Genomic DNA, 18,795 nt, shown 5'->3' on the forward strand with positions numbered 1-18,795 from the left:
GGAACACCGAAAGGCGTCCACCGTACGGGTGGACGCCTTTGCGGGGTGGGAAAGGTGAGCCGGTCAGCGCGCCTTGCGGGCCGAGGCACTACGGGCCCGGGCCGGTGCAGCCGCCGGAGTGGCCGTCTTGCGCGCGGTCTTCTTGGCCGGCGCAGCCTTGGTGGCCGTGGTCTTCTTCGCCGCCGCAGTCGTCGTCTTGGCAGGCGCCGCCTTGGTGGCGGTCGTCTTCTTGGCCGCGGTCGTCTTGGTAGCGGTCGTCTTCGCCGGCGCCGTCTTCGTGGCAGCCGTCTTCTTCGCCGCAGTCGTCTTGGTAGCGGTCGTCTTCGCCGGCGCCGTCTTCGTGGCAGCCGTCTTCTTCGCCGCAGTCGTCTTGGTAGCGGTCGTCTTCGCCGGCGCCGTCTTCGTGGCAGCCGTCTTCTTCGCCGCAGTCGTCTTGGTAGCGGTCGCCTTTGCCGGCGCCGCCTTGGCGGTGGTGGCCTTGGTGGCGGTGGTCTTCTTGGCCGCGGTGGCCTTGGCGGGCTTGCCGCTGGCCACCAGTTCCCGGAAGGTGCTCCCCGGGCGGAATGCGGCGACGGCGGTCTTCTTCACCTTCACCGGTTCGCCGGTACGGGGATTGCGCGCGGTACGCGCGTTGCGGGTCCGCTTCTCCCAGGAACCGAATCCGGTGATGGCCACCTTGTCGCCCTTGGCGACGGCGTTCTGCACCTCATTGATGAGCGCGTCCAAAGCCAGGGTCGCCGTCTTCTTGTCCCCCAGCTTGTCGGCGAGCGCCTCGATGAGCTCGGCCTTGTTCACGGTTTCCTCCCGGACGTGAGAACTGGCCCAACGAAGGCCATTCTGCGCGCACCGTATGCCCTGTGACCTGGAGACACAAACATTCGGGGCAAAAATCCGTTGTGTCCCAACGAAATTCGCCCCCATCGGCGACCCGGATGGGGGCGAATACATCGCTGCGGTTAGGAAACGACGACCGGCTTGAAAGACGGGCGGCCCTTCTCGTACGCGCTAATCGCGTCCGCATGGCGCAACGTCAGTCCGATGTCGTCGAGGCCCTCCATGAGCCGCCACCGACTGAAATCGTCGATCGGGAAGCCGTACGCCGCGTCGTCGACGCGGACCGCCCGGGCGTCCAGGTCGACGGTGATCTGCTTCTCCGGCTCGCTCTCGGCCAGATCCCAGAGGCTCTCGACGATTTTCTGGTCCAGCTGGACCGGGAGCAGGCCCTCCTTCAGGGCGTTGCCCCGGAAGATGTCGCCGAATCGGGAGGCGATGACCGCCTTGAAGCCCCAGTCACGCAGCGCCCAGACAGCGTGCTGCCGCGACGAGCCGGTGCCGAAGTTCGGCCCGGCGACCAGGATCGTGGCGCCGGCGTGCGCCGGGTTGTGCAGCACGAAGCCCGGGTCCTCGCGCCAGGCGCTGAAGAGGCCGTCCTCGAAACCGGTCCGGGTGACCCGCTTCAGATAGACCGCCGGGATGATCTGGTCGGTGTCCACATCGGAACGGCGCAGCGGCATGACTTTGCCGCTGTGGGTGACGAACTTGTCCATGGCGTTTACTCCCGGCTCAGAGGTCGGCGGGGGCGGCCAGCTTGCCGACCACGGCGGTGGCGGCGGCGACCTGCGGCGAGACCAGGTGGGTACGCCCACCCTTGCCCTGCCGGCCCTCGAAGTTGCGGTTGGAGGTGGAGGCGGCGCGCTGGCCGGGGCTGAGCGTGTCCGGGTTCATGCCCAGGCACATCGAGCAGCCGGCGAACCGCCACTCGGCGCCCGCGTCCTTGAAGATCTGGTCGAGCCCCTCGGCCTCGGCCTGCTCCCGCACCTGGTACGACCCGGGGACGATCATCATCCGGACGCCCTCGTGCACCTTGTGGCCGCGGATCACGTCGGCGGCGGCCCGCAGGTCCTCGATCCGGCCGTTGGTACAGGAGCCGACGAAGACGACGTCGACCGGAACCTCGCGGAACGGGGTGCCGGGGGTGAGGTCCATGTACGCCAGGGCACGCTCGGCCGCCCCACGCTCGACCTCGTCGAGGAAGTCCTCCGGGTTCGGCACGACGTCGTCCAGCGCGGCGCCCTGACCCGGGTTGGTGCCCCAGGTGATGAACGGGCTGATCGCCGCGGCGTCGAGGATGATCTCGGTGTCGTACTCGGCGCCCTCATCGGTGGCGAGGGTCTGCCAGTACCCGACCGCGGCGTCCCAGTCGGCGCCCTGCGGGGCGTGCGCGCGTCCCTTCAGGTACTCGAAGGTGGTCTCGTCCGGCGCGATCATGCCGGCCTTGGCGCCCCACTCGATCGACATGTTGCAGATCGTCATCCGGCCCTCCATGGAGAGCTTGCGGATCGCCTCCCCGCGGTACTCCACGATATGGCCGTTGCCGCCGCCGGTGCCGGTCTGCGTGATCAGGGCGAGGATCAGGTCCTTCGCACTCACGCCGGGGCGGAGCTCGCCGACGACCGTGACGGCCATCGTCTTCGGCTTCGACTGCGGCAGTGTCTGGGTGGCGAGCACGTGCTCGACCTCACTCGTGCCGATGCCGAAGGCGAGCGCGCCGAACGCGCCGTGGGTGGCGGTGTGCGAGTCACCGCAGACGATCGTCATGCCGGGCTGGGTCAGGCCCAGCTGCGGGCCGATCACGTGCACGATGCCCTGGTTCACGTCGCCGAGCGGGCGGATCTGCACGCCGAACTCGGCGCAGTTCTTCCGCAGGGTCTCGATCTGCGTCCGCGACACCGTGTCGGCGATCGTCAGCAGCTCACCGCGACGGGTGTTGAAGGCGGGATCCGCGTACCCGGTCGGGGTGTTGTGGTCCTCCGTCGCGAGCGTGAGGTCGGTCCGGCGGACCGGGCGACCGGCCATCCGGAGACCGTCGAACGCCTGCGGGCTGGTGACCTCGTGCAGGAGGTGCAGGTCGATGAAGAGCAGGTCAGGCTCGCCCTCGGCCGCGCGCACCACGTGGTCATCCCAGACCTTCTCGGCCAGGGTCCTGGGTTTCCCGCTCTGGGGAGTGACTCCCACCATCTGGACATCCTAAATTCTGGAATGTATGTTTCGGCTTGTGGGACACAGTATGAGCGGTGTCGGCGTTCTCGACAAGGCGGTTGTCATTCTCGCCGCATGTGTCGACGGCGCCAGCCTGGCCGAACTCGTCGAGCGCACCAAGCTGCCGCGGGCGACCGCGCATCGCCTGGCACAGGCGCTGGAGATTCACCGGATGCTGGTCCGGGACACCCAGGGACGGTGGCGCCCCGGGCCACGCCTGGGTGAGCTGGCGAACGCCGCACCGGACGTGCTGCTGACCGCGGCCGAGCCGCTGCTGTCCGCACTGCGGGACGCCACCGGCGAGAGCGCGCAGCTCTACCTGCGCCGTGCCGACGAGCGCATCTGCGTGGCCGCGGCCGAGCGGGCCAGCGGTCTGCGCGACACCGTTCCGGTCGGCTCGGTGCTGCCCATGGTGGCCGGTTCCGCCGCGCAGATCCTGCTGGCCTGGGAACCGCCCGAGGCCGTCATGCCGCTGCTGCCGCGCTGCAAGTTCACCGGCCGCACGCTGGCCGAGGTCCGCCGCCGCGGCTGGGCGCAGAGCGTCGCCGAGCGCGAGCCCGGTGTGGCCAGCGTCTCCGCGCCGATCCGCGACCGCACCGGCCGGGTGATCGCCTCCATCTCGATAAGCGGTCCGATCGAGCGTCTCGGCCGCCGTCCCGGCGAGCGCCACGCGATGGCCGTCGTCCGCGCCGGCCAGCGCCTCTCCGGGCTGTAATTCATCGATCACGGTCGGCTAGGCTGCCGCCGTGCGGATCTTCGGGACGAGCGATCGGCTGTTCGGCCGGGACGCTGAGTGCGACACGCTGGACGGTCTTCTGGCGGGGGCGCGATCCGGGCAGAGCGCGGCGCTGGTGCTGCGCGGCGAGGCGGGTGTGGGCAAGACCGCACTTCTTCGGTACGCGCAGAGCCAGTCCCCGGAGTCGCTGACCGTCCGGGGTGTGGAGTCCGAGTCCGGCTTTCCGTATGCGGGTCTGCACCGGCTGCTCGTACCGTTGCTCCCCCGCCGCGACCGGCTGCCGGCCGGGCAGCGTGCCGCCCTGGAGGTGGCCTGCGGCCTGACCGAGGGCCCACCGGCCGACCTGTACCTGGTGAGCCTCGCCGCGCTTACCCTGCTCGCCGCCAAACCCCGGCTGTGCGTGGTCGACGACGTGCACTGGCTGGACCCGGAATCGGCGCGGGCGCTGGCGTTCGTGGCCCGCCGGCTGCACGCCGAGGGCGTGGTGATGCTGTTCGGGTTGCGCACGACTCATAGTCAGCTCAGCGTCGAGGACGACCCGGGTCTGCTCGCCGGCATCCCGGAGCTGCCGATCGCCGGCCTGGACCGGGACGCCGCGATGGCGCTGCTCTCCGACGTGGTCGCCACCGACCTCGACCTCGGCCTGGCCGAGCACATCGCCGACACCAGCGGCGGCAACCCGCTCGCCCTCACCGACCTGGGTCAGGAGCTCACCGAGGACCAACTGCGCGGCGCCTCCCCGCTGCCCGAGCCGGTCCCGATCGGCAGCCGGCTCGAGACGCACTACTCGGCGCGGGTCCGCGGCTATCCGCAGACGACCCGGACCTGGCTGGTCCTGGCCGCAGCGGGGGCGGGTGGGCGTACCGAACAGTTGCTGGCGGCCGCGCAGCGGCTCGGCACCGAACCGGAGGACGCCGCCCCGGCCGAGGCGGACCGGCTGGTGGCCGGCTCGCCGCCGGTCGACTTCCGGCACCCGCTGGTGCGCTCGGCCGTCTACGGCGACGCCGAACCTTCCCACCGCCGGGCCGTGCACGCCGCCCTGGCCGCCGCCACCACCGAAGCGGCCGACGCCGACCGGCGGGCCTGGCACCTGGCCGCCGCCACCGTCGTCCCGGACGAAGCCGTCGCGGCCGAGCTGGCCGGCGGCGCCGACCGGGCCGGGGCCCGCGGCGGGCACGCCGCCCGGGCCACCTTCCTGACCCGCGCCGCCGAACTCACCCCGGACCCGGCCACCCGCGCCGGCCGGCAGGTGCAGGCGGCCGGCGCCGCGATGATCGCCGGCGCGCACTCCCGGGCCCTGATGCTGCTGGACACCGTGGACGAATCGCTGCTCACCGGCACGGGCCGGGGCGAGGCGCTGCTGACCCGGGCCTCCGCCTCGGTCAACTCGGGGGTGCCGCACGGCCTGCGGGACGCCTCGGCGATGTCGCTGGCCGCCGCCGAGGCCTTCGGCGACGACCAGGACCGGGCGCGGCTGGCCCTGATCAAGGCGATCGAGCACGACACCACGGCGGAGCACCTGAACGGCACGAGCGCTCGGGACATCGCCGCCGCGGCCCGCCGGCTCGCCGGGAGCGACCCGGCGGACGTCGACGGGCTCCTGCTCGCCGGCTATGCGGCGTTCATCACGGACGGCTACACGTCCGGCATCCCGGCCCTGCGCCGGGCGGTCGCCGCGATCGCCGACCCGGACCTGCCGGACGAGAAGCTGCTGGCCCGGTTCATCCTCGGCATCAACTTCTGCAACATGACCTGGGACGAGGTCACCAAGCAGTCGCTGATCGAGCGGGCCGAGGCGGCCGCCCGGCGTACCGGTGCGCTGCACGCCCTGGACATCGTGCACTTCATCGGCGCGATGACCGGCGCCGTGCTGGGCCGGCTCACCGAGGCCGACCGGCACGACGCGGCCGGGCAGCGGGTCCGCCGGGCCATCGGCATCACCACCGAGCAGGAGCAGATCTGGCGGCACCCGGAACTGGTGGCGTGGCGCGGGCCGGCCGACTTCCGGCCGACGGTTCCGCACGCCCTGCAGATCTTCGAGATGCTGCACATGGGCGGCATGCACGCGGTGACCCGGCTCAGCCTGGCCGTCCTCGACAACGCCGTCGGCGACTATGCGGCCGCCAAGGAGGGCCTGCTGACCCTGGTCGACCTGGGCCGGCCCCGGCGGTACGCATGGGCGCTGCCCGACCTCGTCGAAGCAGCCCTGCGCTCCGGCGACCGGCAGACCGCGAAACAGGCCTGCGCCGACCTCGACCTCGCCGCCCATGCCAGTGACACCCCGCGCGCGCTCGCTCTGCTGGACCGGTCGCGGGCCCTGCTCGCCTCCCCGGAGCAGGCCGAGCGGCACTACCAGGCGGCGATCGACCGGTTCACCGGCACGCTGTCGCACGGCGACCTGGCCCGGGCCCACCTGCTCTACGGCGAGTGGCTGCGCCGCCGTCGACGCCGCCGGGACGCGCGGACCGAGCTCGGCACGGCCCTGGAGATGTTCAGCGAGGTACGCGCGGACGCCTTCGCCGGACGAGCCGAACGGGAACTCGCTGCTCTCGGCGAAAGTGTGCGCTCACTCGTACCCGAGACCGACGATGCGGCCCTGACCCCGCAGGAGGCCTCCGTTGCGCGCCTGGCCCGCGCCGGGGCGACCAACGCCGAGATCGCCGCGAACCTCTTCCTCAGCGTCAGCACGGTCGACTACCACCTGCGCAAGGTGTTCCGGAAGCTCGGCGTCGCCTCCCGACGGCAGCTGCGGGACGCACTCGACGACTGAACCGTGTGCACGCGCGACTACGCATTGCACGGGATTCGGTGATGGGCACGTTCCCATGAGGATTTCCGCATGGGATACGCCACGGCCGCCGACGGGGCGGAGATCTTCTACAAGGACTGGGGGTCCGGGCGCCCGGTCGTGCTCAGCCACGGCTGGCCGCTGAACTCCGACAGCTGGGAGGCGCAACAACTCTTCCTGGCTGCGCACGGCTACCGCGCGATCGCGCACGACCGGCGCGGGCACGGCCGTTCCACGCAGACGTGGGACGGCAACGAGATGGACACGTACGCCGACGACCTCGCCACCCTGCTGACCTCGCTCGATCTGACCGAGGTGACCCTGGTGGGCTTCTCCACCGGCGGCGGCGAGGTGGCCCGCTACATCGGGCGGCACGGCACCGGCCGGATCGCCCAGGTGGTGCTGGTCTCCGCGGTGCCGCCACTGATGCTGCGCACCCCGGACAACCCGGGCGGGGTGCCGGTCGAGGTCTTCGACGCGATCCGCGCCGGGTCCCTGGCCGACCGTTCCCAGCTCTACCGGGATCTCGCCGACGGACCGTTCTTCGGCAACAACCGGCCCGGCGCCGACGTCGCCGCCGGCATCCGGGACGCCTTCTGGCTGCAGGGTCTGCAGGCCGGGCACCGCAACGCGTACGAGTGCATCGCCGCATTCTCGGCCACCGACTTCCGGGCCGATCTGGACGCCATCGACGTGCCCACCCTCGTCATCCACGGCGACGACGACCAGGTGGTCCCGTTCCCCGTGGGCGGGCAGGCCTCGGCCGCCCGGATCAAGAACGCGGCGCTGACGGTGTACCCGGGCGCGCCGCACGGCATCACCGACACCCACAAAGAGCAGCTCTCCTCGGACCTGCTCGCCTTCCTCAAGGAGTACGCATGAAGCCCATCGTTCTCGTCCACGGTTTCTGGGTCACGCCGCGCAGCTGGGAGAACTGGATCGCGCACTACGAGGCCAAGGGCCACCGGGTGATCGCGCCGGGCTACCCGGGCTTCGAGGTCGAGGTGGAGGCCCTCAACGCCGACCCGACCCCGATCGTGAACGTCACCGTTCCGCAGATCATCGCGCATCTCGAGGAGGAGATCCGAGCACTGCCCGAGGCGCCGATCATCATCGGTCACTCGGCCGGCGGCGCGTTCACCCAGATCCTTCTCGACCACGGGTACGGCGCGGCGGGCGTGGCGATGAACTCGGCGCCCACCGAGGGCGTACGGGTGGTCCCGCTCTCCCAGGTGAAGTCGACGTTCCCGGTGCTCAAGTCCCCGGCCAACCGGCACAAGGCGATCGGGCTCTCATTGGACGAGTGGAAGTACGCCTTCACCAACACGTTCAGCGACGAGGAGTCCCGTCTTCTTTACGAGCGCTACCACATCCCGGCCAACGGCGGCATCCTGTGGGGCAGCGTGCTCGCCAACTTCCAGCCCGGCCACCAGGACACCTGGGTCGACTACCACAACGACAACCGGGCGCCGCTGCTGTTCGTCTCCGGCTCCGAGGACCACATCATGCCGCCGGCGATCCAGGAGTCGAACCTGAAGCACTACAAGTCGAACACCATCACCGAACGCAAGGAGTACGAGGGCTACGCCCACCTGCTGCCCGCCCAGAAGGGCTGGGAGCAGATCGCCGACGAGGTCCTCGAATGGGCGCTGCGACACGCCCGATGAGCGACCTGACGATCACCCACATCGGTGGCCCCACCACGCTGATCTCCATCGGCGGGGTGCGGTTGCTGACCGATCCGACGTTCGACGCTCCGGGCCGGCGGTACTCGTTCGGCCTGGGCACGTCGTCGGTGAAGACTGCCGGACCGGCGCTTCCCGTTGCCGAACTGGGCCGCATCGACGCGGTCCTGCTCAGTCACGACCATCACAGCGACAACCTCGACGATGCGGGCCGGGCGCTGCTGCCGTCGGCGCCGGTGGTGCTGACCACCGTCAGCGGCGCGGGCCGGCTCGGTGGCAACGCCCGCGGGCTGGCGCCCTGGGCGTCGGCGACGGTCGGGGACGTGGAGATCACCGCGACCCCGGCGCGGCACGGTCCACGGCTGAGCCGGCCGCTCGTCGGGGACGCGATCGGATTCACCCTGCGCCCACCCGGCGCCTCGTCGGTGGTGTGGATCACCGGGGACACCGTGGTGTTCGGCGGGGTCCGGGAGGTGGCCCGGCGGTTCACCGTCGACACCGTCGTGCTGCACCTGGGCGAGGTGAAGTTCGGCCTGACCGGGCCGGTCAAATACACGATGAACGGGCGTGACGCCGCCGGGCTGATCGCCGCGGTACGGCCGCGGGTCGTGGTGCCGGTGCACTACGAAGGCTGGTCGCACTTCCACGAAGGGCGGGCGGGTGCCGAGGCCGCCTTTCCGCCGGGCACGCTGACCTGGCTCACGCCGGGAGTGCCGCAGGCTGTCTAGGCTTCCAGCCAGCCGGTCTAGGGTCTCCCAGCCGGCCGGTCCAGGGCTTCCAGCCGGCCGGTCTAGGGCTCCCAGACGGCGTTGTCGTGGGCGAAGACGACCCGCTTCGGGTCGAGGGCCAGCAGACGGTCGAGCCAGGCCGGGGGTACGCCCACCCCGGCCCGGCGAGCCAGCACGTCCCCGGTGAACGCGGTCGCATGATCGTGGCTCTGACCGGCCACGATCACCGTGCCGTCGGCTTCCCTGACCACCACGGACTGATGACCCGCGGTGTGCCCGGGAGTCGGGATGATCAGCACGCCGGGGCTGATCTCCGCCTCACCGTCCAGCTCCTCGTAGTGAACGCCGGCAAAATCGACAAGCTCGGGCAGAGTGTGGCCGGACACGGTGCGGGCGGTGGTCAGCTCGGCCCGCTGAGTGAAGATCGGCGCCCCGGCGAGCTCCGGGTTACCGCCACAGTGGTCGAAATGCAGGTGGCAGTTCACCACGTACCGGATGTCGGCCACCGTGGTGCCTGCGGCCGCGAGCGCCGCGCCCAGCGGAACCCGATGGGGTTGATAGTGCGCGTCCACCTCGGGATGGCTACCCATGCCGGTGTCGACCAGGATCAGGCCATCCGGATGATCGATCAGATAGCCGAGAGCCGGCTCGACCCGGGGCACGCCGGTGCCCGTCTCCTCAGCCGGCCGCACGAAGTAGCCGTAGTTGATCCGCCGCATCGTCGCAGTCTTCCCACCTCGACGGGCGTGCGTCACGCCACTCTCCGCACAGCAGAACGGCCCACACCGATGCCGGTGCGGGCCGTTCCCGTAAGTAGTCCCGAAGGGATTCGAACCCTCGCTACCGCCTTGAGAGGGCGGCGTCCTAGGCCGCTAGACGACGGGACCCTTGCCGCTGCGTCCTGCTCCAGCGGCGGGCTGAACTCTATCAGGACGGCCCGCCCACCCGAAATCGGCTGCCCAGCCATCCCCACCCACCCCGCCGTTCCCATTTCCCTACTTCTCCTCCCCTTCCTCTACTTCTTCCCCTATCTCTCAGTTCCCTTCATCCCCCTGCTTCCCTACCTCAACCCTCCTCGCCATCGTCCCTCCTCACCGTCGCCCCTCCTCACCGTCGCCCCTCCTCACCGTCGCCCCTTCTCACCGTCGCCCCTTCTGATCTCCTCCGCCCTCTCCCTGTCCGCCGGCCTTGCTCTCTGACCCGCTCGGCGCGTTCGGCCTCACTCATTCACGCACGCACCAACCGACGCCTCTCGCAATCCCCGACGGCCCAGCCCGGCGGCACCCCTGCACCTCGGATTCCATACCTCAGCGACGGCCGAACCGCCCGAGCCGTCGCTCACACACCCAACACCGGCCCTATAAGGGCTCGTCGAAGAACAAGCCGTTGCTTGGCGGATTTCGATGCGTTGATCTGTTATGGCGGTATCGGAGGAGGAACGGGGCAGGCTGGCAGCGAAGTTTGAGGTGATCTTGCCGCATCTGGACGAGCGGCAACGCCGGTTGCTGCTGGGTGCTGAGGCTCGGGTGCTGGGGCATGGCGGGATCCGGGCGGTAGCGCGAGCTGCCGGGGTCCGGGAGGGCACGGTGGCTGCGGGCGTCGATGAGTTGGAGGCCGGGGTGGCGCCGCTGGGCCGGGTCCGCCGTGCCGGTGGCGGCCGGAAGCCGGTGACCGAACATGATCCCGCTCTGATGCCGGCGTTGTTGGGGCTGGTCGAGCCGGACGAGCGGGGGGACCCGATGTCGCCGCTGCGATGGACGACGAAGTCGTTGCGCCACCTTGCGCAGGAACTGGCCGGGCGGGGTCATAAGGCCGGGCCGGACACGATCGCTGCTCTGCTGCACGGTGAGGGATTCAGCCTTCAGGGCAATGCCAAGACTCTGGAAGGCAGACGCCATCCCGACCGCGACGCCCAGTTCGGCTACATCAACGAGCAGGTCAAGGATTATCTGTCCAGCGGTGACCCGGTCGTCAGCGTCGATACGAAGAAGAAGGAACTCGTCGGCGCGTTCGCGAACAAGGGCCGCGAGTGGCGGCCTGCCGGTGAGCCGGCCGTAGTCCGCACCCACGACTTCGCCGATCCGCAGCTGGGACAGGTGATCCCCTACGGGGTCTACGACTTGGCCGCCGACACCGGCTGGGTCGCCGTCGGCACCGACCACAACACCGCCGCGTTCGCCGTCGCCACTCTGCGCCGCTGGTGGGACGGCTACGGCCGTGACCGCTACCCGAACGCCGGACGGCTCTTGATCACCGCGGACGCCGGCGGATCCAACGGCTACCGCACTCGCGCCTGGAAAACGGATCTGGCCGCTCTCGCCGCCGAAATCGGGCTACCGATCACCGTCTGCCACTTCCCGCCCGGCACCAGTAAATGGAACCGTATCGAGCATCGCTTGTTCGCCCACATCTCGATGAACTGGCGGGCACGACCCCTGACCAGCCACGAGACCATCGTCCACACGATCGCCGCGACCACCACCAGCAGCGGGCTGCGCGTGCACGCCGAACTCGACACCGGCCACTACCCGACCGGCGTCGTCATCACCGACGAGCAGATGAGCACCCTGGCCATCGACCGTCACGACTGGCACGGCGACTGGAACTACACCCTGCGCCCCGACCCGGCCACACCCGCCGGCGAACCCGCGACAGCCCTACCACCGCTGCATCACCTGGCCGCGCTGGTGCACCCGGCCATCACCGGCATGCCCGACAGCGCATGGAACGACCTGATCAGCCGGCTCACCGTTCCCCATCAAGCCCAACACGAAGCGTTCCTGCACAACCTGCGCGGCCACGCCCGGCCCCGCGGCGGCGGCCGCAAGATCCGCGTCACCCTCAGCCACCAACTACTGGCCACCTTGCTCCACGACCGCTACCAACTGCCCCGCAAGGTCATCGCCGATCTGTTCGGCGTCGCCGGCACCACCATCAACGTCGCCATCCGCAACACCCGCACCCTGCTCACCCAAATCCAGCACCCCATCGAACCCAGCAACATCCGCCTCACCAACCACACCGACCTCGCCGCTCACACCCGCGCCGCCGGATTCACCGCACCCGCCTTGATCAAAACAGCGAGTTAAAAATCGACGAGCCCTAACCTGCCTCAACGACGGCCGGCCCCAGCCAGCCGCCGCCCAGACACCCAACACCGGCCCCATAACCTGCCTCAACGACGGCCGGCCCCAGCCAGCCGCCGCCCAGACACCCAACACCGGCCCCATAACCTGCCTCAACGACGGCCGGCCCCAGCCAGCCGCCGCCCAGACACCCAACACCGGCCGAGCCGATTTGCCGGCACCCAGGACCCGCCGGCAGGCCGCTCCGGCGGATCAACCCGGCGGAATCCACGCGGGCTGGCTGGGCTGGCTGATGCACCGGGTGCCGGGACAGACTGGCTGAGCCGCGCGAGGGCAGGCCGGGCTGGAACCGGGCCTGGAGCCGAGCTGGGCTGGTCCGGAGCCGGGCTCGGCTGGTCCGGAGCCGGGCTCGGCTGGTCCGGAGCCGGGCTGGGCTGGCCGTAAGTTAGTAGGCAAGCTGCGCGCGGGACGAGTAGGCGCCAGGCAGTCGGGCCGAGCTGATCTGGCGAGCCGTTTGCCAGGGCGGATAGACGCCACCCAGTTGGCCGGGCTGAGCAAGCAAGCGGCGCGCCGGGCCGAGATAGACGCCAAGCCGGCTGGCCGGATTGAGCACGTGAGCCGCGGGCCGAGCTGAGCCGACCGCAAGCACGCGGGCCAGCCGGACCGAGCAGGCGAGCCGCGGACCGAGCTGGGCCGGCGGCAAGCAGACGAGCCGCGCACCAGGCTGAGCCGGCAGCAAGCAGGCGGGTAGCGCCGTTGGAGCCGGGCGCGGTTCAGGAACTGAAACGGCCCGCATCCGGAGATGCGGGCCGTTCCATGCTGTAGTCCCGAAGGGATTCGAACCCTCGCTACCGCCTTGAGAGGGCGGCGTCCTAGGCCGCTAGACGACGGGACCAGAACCTACCTGTCACCGGCTCTCGCCTGAGACGGCGCACCAGACCTACCAGAGATCCAGCGCCACCCTCCCGAGGCGGGAGTGGTAACGCTGGGGTACCAGGACTCGAACCTAGACTAACTGAACCAGAATCAGTCGGGCTGCCAATTACCCCATACCCCATTGGCCCGGCTTGCCGTGCCGTGGAGAACTTTACCCGAGCCCTACCGGCCCGCCAAATCGGGTTACCGAAACAGATCTGCGTGACGGCGCGCCCACTCTTCGTATGTCATCGCCGGGCGGCCGAGCAGGTCGGCGACGGTCGATACCGCGGCCTGCGGGTAGTCGGCCAGGTGGGCGAGGCCGTCGAGGTACCACTTCCCGTATTCGCCCATGACGGACTCGAATTGGGCGAGGGCCTCGGCGCCGGTCAGCTCGATGTAGGTCAGGTCGCGGCCGAGCGCCCGGCCGATCGCGGCGACCATCTCGCGGCGACTCAGGGCTTCCGGGCCGGTGAGCTCGTACGACCTGCCGACATGGTCGTCCGACAGGAGCACCTGCGCGGCGACGGCGGCGATGTCCTCCTGGGCGACCGGGGCGTTGACGACGTCCCCGTACGCATCCCGCACCACGTCTCCGGCGGCGATCTGCGGCGACCACAGCGTGGAGTTGGCCATGAACTCGCCGGGCTCCAGATGCGTGTACGCCACCCCGGACGCCTCGACCCCGTCCTCGATGATCTGCCACGTCCCGCCTTTTGCGCCGGCCATGTCGACGATCTGCCGTACCCCCGCTTCGGCTGCCAGCCGGCACACCTCGAACACGGTGGCGGGATGCGGCGCGAGATACAGCTTCTCGACGCCCGCCAGGGCGGCGGGCAGGGTCTCGAGCCGGCCGAGGAAGCCGTGCGCCACCTCGACCTGCGACGGCAGCTGGGCTTTGGCCGGGTTGTTGGTGAGGGCCCGCACGTCGGTGGCGCCGCGGGCGAGCAACTCGTCGACGACCATCCGGCCGACGTTGCCGGTGGCGCCGGTCACCAGGATCCGCATTCCCGTAGGGTATACGGAATCATGGAGAAATTCACCGGCCGAATCCTGCCGCTGCTCTTCCGGCACACCGTCCCGGCCCGCAAACCGGTCGGCCGGCCGCCGCGGCTCAGCGTGGACGCGGTGGTGGCGGCCGGCATCCGGATCGCGGATGCGGACGGGCTGGACGCGGCCTCGATGGCCCGGGTGGCCGCCGATCTCGGGGTGGCGACGATGACGCTCTACACCTACGTGCCGTCGCGGTCGGAGCTGGTCGACCTGATGGTGGACGAGGTGCTCACCGCCCGGCGGCTGCCCGGCCCGGGCGAGCCGCCGGAGGACTGGCGCGCCCGGGTCGCCGACTTCGCCGAGCGGACCCGGGGGATGTATGTGGCGCATCCCTGGCTGACCGCGGTGTCGCTGGTCCGGCCGCCGCTGGGCCCGGGGATGCTGGCCGAGCGGGAGTACATGATCGCCACGATGACCGCGCTCGGCCTGCCGGTCGAGCGGATCAACGCGGCGGCGCTGGCGGTGACCGGGTACGTCTACGCGTTCGCCCGCGAGGCCGGCGAGGACGCCCGCCTGCGCCGGGCGTCCGGCCAGTCCACCGAGGCGTGGTGGCTGGAACGCACCGAGCTCTGGGACAAGTGGTTCGACGTGACCGCACACCCGGCCATGACGGCGCTGTGGAACGCCGGCGGGTTCGAGCAGGACCAGGACGCCTTCCGGTACGGCCTGGACCTGCTCCTCAAAGGGATCGAACGAGACGGGCTCGAACGAGACGGGCTCGAATGGAACGGGCCCGAACGAGACGGGCGCGAACGGTCAGTCGAGTGAGACGACCGGGTTCCGCAGCTCGCCGATGCCCTGGACGCTGACCGACACCGTGTCGCCGGGCACGATCTGGCTGACCCCGGCCGGCGTGCCGGTGAGGATCACGTCACCCGGCAGCAGGGTCATGACGTGCGACACGTACGAAATCAGGCTCGGAATGTCGAAGACCATGTCCTTGGTCCGCCCGATCTGGCGCACCTCCATGGCGTTCGGATCGCGGCCCACCTCGCACCGCACCTCGAGGTCGCTGACGTCGAGCTCGGTCTCGATCCACGGGCCGAGCGGGCAGAACGAGTCGAAGCCCTTGGCCCGGGTCCACTGCGGGTCCTTGCGCTGCAGGTCCCGGGCGGTCACGTCGTTGCCGCAGGTGTAGCCGAAGATCGCCTTCTCGGCGCCGGCCCGGTCGACCCGGCGGGCGCCGGTGGCGCCGATCACCACGGCGAGCTCGGCCTCCTCCTCGACCCGCTCGCTGACAGCCGGGATGCGGATCGCGTCGTTCGGCCCGATCACCGAGGTGGACGGCTTGATGAAGATCAGCGGCTCCTTGGGGACCTCGTTGCCGAGCTCGGCGGCGTGGTCGGCGTAGTTGCGGCCGATTCCGATCACCTTGCTGGAGAAAATCGGGGCGAGCAGGCGTACGTCCGGCAGCGCCCACCGCTGCCCGGTGGTAACCACCTTCTCGAACGGCAGGCTGCTGATCTCGGCCACGGTCAGGCCGCTGGCGCCATCCCCCTCGACGACGCCGAACGAGACCCCCTTGGCATGAACAAAACGGGCGAAGCGCACGGGACAACCCCTCTTTGAAGGAATGGACTCCCCCGAAATCTACGCCGGGCGGCTCTCCGCACCGAGTCGCGGGAACGGCTCCAGCGAGAAGATCACCTCGACCGGCACCTCGAAGTACCCACAGATGCGCAACGCCAGGTGCAGGCTCGGGCTGAACTCGCCGCGCTCCAGATAGCCCACGGTCTGGTAGTGCACGCCGAGCGCATCCGCGAGCTGCCGGCGGGTGATCCCCCGCTCCGCCCGCAGCATTGCGATCCGGTTGTACGTGACCTCGCTAGCCATCCCCCTCCAACCGCCCCACCCGCCGCCCGAAAACGGAAGACAACCTGCCCACCTAGACGCTCATCCGAGTCATCGCCCGTTCCCGCCGCGCCGCCACCGCGGAGCCGGACTCCCGGCGGGCCATCCGGCGCAGGATGCCCGGCGCGAGCAGGAGGCCGATCACCGACCACGCCGCCAGGACGCCGAACGTCTCCAGGTGGCGCCAGGTGCCGCCGAGTTCCGCGGCCGCCAGCGCGTCCGGCAGGAACGCCGAGCGCAGGCCCAACCCTAGCCAGTAGATCGGGAAGACCTGCGCGACGCCCTGCAGCCAGCCGGCCAGCGCCGTGATCGGGTAGAAGATGCCGGAGACCGCGGTCAGAGCGATCAGCGGCAGCATCAGCATGGCGGCGTTGCGCGGGTTGTCGAAGATCGACCCCAGCACGGCGCCGAACGGCATGGTCGCCAGGAAGGCGAGCGGCGTCAGCCACAGCAGGACCAGCGCCCGGTCCACACCGAAGGTCAGGCCGTCCACCAGGAACAGGCCGGGCACCAGGGCGAACAGGCAACTGATCACGGACACCCCGGCGACCAGGACGATCTTGCCGACCAGGTAGCCGGCCATCCCGTTCGGCGTGGCCTTCGCCCGCAGCAGGGTGCCGTCCTCCCGCTCCATCGACAGGTACTGCATCATGCTCATGAATCCGCTGATCACGATGAGCATCGCCAGCGAGCCGACCAGGGTGTGCGCGCCCAGGGCGAATGCGGTGCCCGGAATCGTGCTGTCGCGCATCAGGAACAGCGCGATGACCAGGAACACCGCGGGCAGTAGATAGCCGAAGAGGTCGGACGCGCTGCTCAGCGACTGGCGCAGCTCGATGAGGCCACGCCGCACGCCCAGCCGGGCCACTCTGATCATCACGCCGTCCCCTCCGCCTCGCGGACCAGCTTCATGTATGTCTCCTCGAGGCTGCTCCGCCGCACCTCCAGGTCACCGATCGCGGCGCCGTGCTGGCGGAACAGCTCCCGCACGAAGCTCGTCGCGTCGGCCGCCGAGTGCACGAACCGCTGCCCGTCCCGGGTCCAGCGGATCTCCGTCTCGCCGGCCACCTGCCGGGACAGCTCGTCGGCCGAGCCACCGGCGACGATCCGCCCGCCGGACAGGATGAGGATCCGGTCCGCCAGCTTCTCCGCCTCGTCGAGGTCGTGCGTGGTCAGCATGATCGTGGTCTCGTCCACATCGGTCAGCCGGTGCACCAGATCGTGGAACTCGCGCCGCGCCTCCGGGTCGAAGCCGACCGTCGGCTCGTCCAGAAAGAGCAGCTCAGGGCGGCCCACGATGCCGATCGCGACATCGAGCCGGCGGCGCTGGCCACCGGAGAGCCGGGCGATCCGGGTGCCCGCCGACTCGGTCAGGCCGACCACCTCGATCAGCTCGTCGACCGGCCAGGGCCGCGGGCGCTCCGGCGTCGCATAGGCCGCGTAGTAGGCGCCGAGGTGCTCCAACAGCTCGCGCACCCGCCACTTGCTGTGGTCGCGCCAGGACTGCAGCACCACGCCGAGCCGGGCCCGCCAGGCCTCGGCGCCCTCCTCCGGGTCCACCCCGAGGACCCGGACGTCCCCGCCGGACCGCCGCCGGAAGCCCTCGAGGATCTCGATCGTGGTGGTCTTGCCCGCGCCGTTCGGCCCCAGCAGGACCAGCACCTCACCCCGGCGTGCCATGAAGTCGACGCCGGTCAGGACCTCCTTGGGCCCGTAGCTCATCCGCAGGTCACGGACCTCGATGGCCGGCTCGTCGGCCGGCGCACCGGGACCGATGGCGGCCTCCCCCGCCAGCACCGTCTCGTTCATGTCCAGCACACTATCAAGAATGTAGCACTTCTACTACATACCTAAGCATGCCTATGTCATCGCCAACCGTGGCGGAACTCATTCGCGCCAAACGGTGATCGTGTTGATCGCCTTGGCTATATACATTGGTGCGATGGGGATCAAGCAGGTGAGGGCGCTCACCACCACGCTGCCCTCGGTCACTTGGATTCCCCTCGCCCGGGCGCACGCCGAGCGCGCCGACCAGATGACCGCGGGCCACCGCACCCGTCGCGCGACGGGCGACAAGCATGCCATAGAAGACTTTCTATACGACTATTACGGGACCAGGCCTTCCTCACTGCGCCGCTGGCATCCCGGCGTCGGCGCGGGCCTCGCGCCGGCCCCCGACGGCCTGGCCGAGCACGCCGGCTGGAAGTTCTACCTGACCCACGCGGACGGTGTCGTCACCCTCGACGTCGACGCCTTCCTGCACGCCCGCAGCGAGAGCGTGCGATACATCCACGGCCTGTTGACCGCCACCGCGTCCCGGCCGGTCTTCTCCGGCTGCTTCGGCCTGCACGAGTGGGCGATGGTCTACCGCGACTCCGAGCACCGCCACGAGCTGCCGCTGCGCCTCGGGCAGGACGGCACCGACAAGGTGGTCGAGCAGCACACCATCCGCTGCACCCACTTCGACGCGTTCCGCTTCTTCACCCCCGAGGCGGTCGGGCTCAACCGGCTCCAGCCGACCCGTGCCACCCAGGTGGATCTGGATCAGCCGGGTTGTCTGCACGCGGCGATGGACGTACACAAATGGGCTCAGAAGCTCGGCCCGGCCGTGCCGGGCGCGCTCGCGCTGGACTGCTTCGCCCTGGCCGGCGAGATCCGTCTGCTGGACATGCAGGCCAGCCCCTACGACCTGGCCTCCTACGGCCACCCTCCGGTCAAGATCGAAACCCCCGAGGGCAAGGCTGAGTACGTCGCTCGCCAGCGCGAGCTGGCCCGCCGCGCGGCCGGCCTGCGCAACCGCCTCATCCGGGTCTGCGAGGAACTGCTCGGCCCCGAGGCCGCAGCCCGCAACCGCGAGGCGGTCGCCCCCTTCAACCAAAGATGAAAATGCGGGGTACGGGTCACGAATCCGTCC

The 18,795-nt window shown here is 70.2% G+C and carries 17 protein-coding genes and 3 tRNA genes; 8 read left to right on the forward strand and 12 right to left on the reverse strand.

Annotated elements, in window-relative coordinates:
* Positions 1-63: 63 nt before the first annotated feature.
* The 3 genes from OHA21_RS33065 to leuC form a co-directional block, all read right to left on the reverse strand.
* The gene (locus OHA21_RS33065; RefSeq protein WP_328461633.1) at positions 64-795 is read right to left on the reverse strand and encodes an HU family DNA-binding protein; all 732 of its coding nucleotides are present in this window, start codon (positions 793-795) and stop codon (positions 64-66) included.
* 161 nt (positions 796-956) lie between these two features.
* The gene (leuD, locus tag OHA21_RS33070) at positions 957-1,547 is read right to left on the reverse strand and encodes a 3-isopropylmalate dehydratase small subunit (protein ID WP_328461635.1); all 591 of its coding nucleotides are present in this window, start codon (positions 1,545-1,547) and stop codon (positions 957-959) included.
* 16 nt (positions 1,548-1,563) lie between these two features.
* Positions 1,564-3,018: a 3-isopropylmalate dehydratase large subunit gene (gene leuC, locus OHA21_RS33075; protein ID WP_328461637.1), complete on the reverse strand. Its 1,455-nt coding sequence runs from the start codon at positions 3,016-3,018 to the stop codon at positions 1,564-1,566.
* Positions 3,019-3,067: 49 nt separating this feature from the next.
* Between leuC and OHA21_RS33080 the strand changes: the two genes are divergently transcribed.
* The 5 genes from OHA21_RS33080 (at position 3,068) to OHA21_RS33100 (ending at position 8,976) form a co-directional block, all read left to right on the forward strand.
* Positions 3,068-3,754, forward strand: coding sequence for an IclR family transcriptional regulator (locus tag OHA21_RS33080; protein WP_014447202.1), 687 nt, complete (start codon positions 3,068-3,070; stop codon positions 3,752-3,754).
* 31 nt (positions 3,755-3,785) lie between these two features.
* The gene (locus OHA21_RS33085) at positions 3,786-6,545 is read left to right on the forward strand and encodes an AAA family ATPase (protein ID WP_328461639.1); all 2,760 of its coding nucleotides are present in this window, start codon (positions 3,786-3,788) and stop codon (positions 6,543-6,545) included.
* 69 nt (positions 6,546-6,614) lie between these two features.
* A complete protein-coding gene (locus tag OHA21_RS33090; protein ID WP_328461641.1) occupies positions 6,615-7,445 on the forward strand; it encodes an alpha/beta fold hydrolase in 831 nt (276 codons plus the stop codon).
* Positions 7,442-8,230: an alpha/beta hydrolase gene (locus OHA21_RS33095; protein WP_328461643.1), complete on the forward strand. Its 789-nt coding sequence runs from the start codon at positions 7,442-7,444 to the stop codon at positions 8,228-8,230. Before OHA21_RS33090 ends, OHA21_RS33095 begins: the two co-directional genes overlap by 4 nt.
* Positions 8,206-8,976 (forward strand): MBL fold metallo-hydrolase, encoded by a 771-nt coding sequence (locus OHA21_RS33100; RefSeq protein WP_328461645.1) that lies wholly within the window; start codon positions 8,206-8,208, stop codon positions 8,974-8,976. Before OHA21_RS33095 ends, OHA21_RS33100 begins: the two co-directional genes overlap by 25 nt.
* A gap of 62 nt (positions 8,977-9,038) precedes the next feature.
* On the opposite strand, the gene OHA21_RS33105 is transcribed toward OHA21_RS33100, so the two are convergent.
* The gene (locus OHA21_RS33105) at positions 9,039-9,695 is read right to left on the reverse strand and encodes an MBL fold metallo-hydrolase (protein WP_328461647.1); all 657 of its coding nucleotides are present in this window, start codon (positions 9,693-9,695) and stop codon (positions 9,039-9,041) included.
* Between the two features lie 95 nt (positions 9,696-9,790).
* A tRNA-Glu gene (locus OHA21_RS33110) sits at positions 9,791-9,863 on the reverse strand.
* 531 nt (positions 9,864-10,394) lie between these two features.
* Between OHA21_RS33110 and OHA21_RS33115 the strand changes: the two genes are divergently transcribed.
* Positions 10,395-12,065, forward strand: coding sequence for an ISAzo13 family transposase (locus OHA21_RS33115; protein WP_442874930.1), 1,671 nt, complete (start codon positions 10,395-10,397; stop codon positions 12,063-12,065).
* An 819-nt stretch (positions 12,066-12,884) separates the two neighbouring features.
* On the opposite strand, the gene OHA21_RS33120 is transcribed toward OHA21_RS33115, so the two are convergent.
* From OHA21_RS33120 to OHA21_RS33130, 3 genes are all read right to left on the reverse strand, one after another.
* A tRNA-Glu gene (locus OHA21_RS33120) sits at positions 12,885-12,957 on the reverse strand.
* 90 nt (positions 12,958-13,047) lie between these two features.
* Positions 13,048-13,119, reverse strand: a tRNA-Gln gene (locus OHA21_RS33125).
* A 62-nt stretch (positions 13,120-13,181) separates the two neighbouring features.
* Positions 13,182-13,985: an SDR family oxidoreductase gene (locus OHA21_RS33130; RefSeq protein WP_328461648.1), complete on the reverse strand. Its 804-nt coding sequence runs from the start codon at positions 13,983-13,985 to the stop codon at positions 13,182-13,184.
* A gap of 21 nt (positions 13,986-14,006) precedes the next feature.
* On the opposite strand from OHA21_RS33130, the gene OHA21_RS33135 reads away from it, so the two are divergent.
* Positions 14,007-14,798 (forward strand): TetR/AcrR family transcriptional regulator, encoded by a 792-nt coding sequence (locus OHA21_RS33135; protein WP_328461650.1) that lies wholly within the window; start codon positions 14,007-14,009, stop codon positions 14,796-14,798.
* Here the strand turns inward: OHA21_RS33135 and OHA21_RS33140 are convergent.
* The 4 genes from OHA21_RS33140 to OHA21_RS33155 are packed head-to-tail and all read right to left on the reverse strand — an operon-like array spanning position 14,787 to position 17,690.
* Positions 14,787-15,581, reverse strand: a complete 795-nt coding sequence (locus OHA21_RS33140) for a fumarylacetoacetate hydrolase family protein (protein ID WP_328461652.1) — start codon at positions 15,579-15,581, stop codon at positions 14,787-14,789. The genes OHA21_RS33135 and OHA21_RS33140 overlap by 12 nt on opposite strands.
* A gap of 39 nt (positions 15,582-15,620) precedes the next feature.
* A complete protein-coding gene (locus tag OHA21_RS33145; protein ID WP_328461654.1) occupies positions 15,621-15,863 on the reverse strand; it encodes a helix-turn-helix transcriptional regulator in 243 nt (80 codons plus the stop codon).
* Between the two features lie 52 nt (positions 15,864-15,915).
* Complete coding sequence (locus OHA21_RS33150; protein ID WP_328478680.1) at positions 15,916-16,758, reverse strand: ABC transporter permease; 843 nt, start codon at positions 16,756-16,758, stop codon at positions 15,916-15,918.
* Positions 16,758-17,690 carry an ABC transporter ATP-binding protein gene (locus tag OHA21_RS33155; protein WP_442874931.1) on the reverse strand — a complete coding sequence of 311 codons (933 nt, stop codon included), beginning with the start codon at positions 17,688-17,690 and terminating at the stop codon, positions 16,758-16,760. The genes OHA21_RS33150 and OHA21_RS33155 overlap by 1 nt, the downstream gene beginning before the upstream one ends.
* 133 nt (positions 17,691-17,823) lie before the next feature.
* On the opposite strand from OHA21_RS33155, the gene OHA21_RS33160 reads away from it, so the two are divergent.
* A complete protein-coding gene (locus OHA21_RS33160; protein ID WP_328461656.1) occupies positions 17,824-18,765 on the forward strand; it encodes a 3-methyladenine DNA glycosylase in 942 nt (313 codons plus the stop codon).
* The last annotated feature ends 30 nt before the right edge of the window (positions 18,766-18,795 follow it).

This window comes from Actinoplanes sp. NBC_00393, assembly GCF_036053395.1.
In the GTDB taxonomy this organism is placed as follows: Bacteria; Actinomycetota; Actinomycetes; order Mycobacteriales; family Micromonosporaceae; genus Actinoplanes.

Excerpts from the sequence above, each read along its gene's own strand:
- leuD (WP_328461635.1), bottom strand. The coding sequence starts at position 1,547 with ATGGACAAGTTCGTCACCCACAGCGGCAAAGTCATGCCGCTGCGCCGT.
- leuC (WP_328461637.1), bottom strand. The coding sequence starts at position 3,018 with ATGGTGGGAGTCACTCCCCAGAGCGGGAAACCCAGGACCCTGGCCGAG.
- OHA21_RS33080 (WP_014447202.1), top strand. The coding sequence starts at position 3,068 with ATGAGCGGTGTCGGCGTTCTCGACAAGGCGGTTGTCATTCTCGCCGCA.
- OHA21_RS33090 (WP_328461641.1), top strand. The coding sequence starts at position 6,615 with ATGGGATACGCCACGGCCGCCGACGGGGCGGAGATCTTCTACAAGGAC.
- OHA21_RS33095 (WP_328461643.1), top strand. The coding sequence starts at position 7,442 with ATGAAGCCCATCGTTCTCGTCCACGGTTTCTGGGTCACGCCGCGCAGC.
- OHA21_RS33100 (WP_328461645.1), top strand. The coding sequence starts at position 8,206 with ATGGGCGCTGCGACACGCCCGATGAGCGACCTGACGATCACCCACATC.
- OHA21_RS33105 (WP_328461647.1), bottom strand. The coding sequence starts at position 9,695 with ATGCGGCGGATCAACTACGGCTACTTCGTGCGGCCGGCTGAGGAGACG.
- OHA21_RS33115 (WP_442874930.1), top strand. The coding sequence starts at position 10,395 with ATGGCGGTATCGGAGGAGGAACGGGGCAGGCTGGCAGCGAAGTTTGAG.
- OHA21_RS33130 (WP_328461648.1), bottom strand. The coding sequence starts at position 13,985 with ATGCGGATCCTGGTGACCGGCGCCACCGGCAACGTCGGCCGGATGGTC.
- OHA21_RS33135 (WP_328461650.1), top strand. The coding sequence starts at position 14,007 with ATGGAGAAATTCACCGGCCGAATCCTGCCGCTGCTCTTCCGGCACACC.
- OHA21_RS33145 (WP_328461654.1), bottom strand. The coding sequence starts at position 15,863 with ATGGCTAGCGAGGTCACGTACAACCGGATCGCAATGCTGCGGGCGGAG.
- OHA21_RS33150 (WP_328478680.1), bottom strand. The coding sequence starts at position 16,758 with ATGATCAGAGTGGCCCGGCTGGGCGTGCGGCGTGGCCTCATCGAGCTG.
- OHA21_RS33155 (WP_442874931.1), bottom strand. The coding sequence starts at position 17,690 with ATGAACGAGACGGTGCTGGCGGGGGAGGCCGCCATCGGTCCCGGTGCG.
- OHA21_RS33160 (WP_328461656.1), top strand. The coding sequence starts at position 17,824 with ATGGGGATCAAGCAGGTGAGGGCGCTCACCACCACGCTGCCCTCGGTC.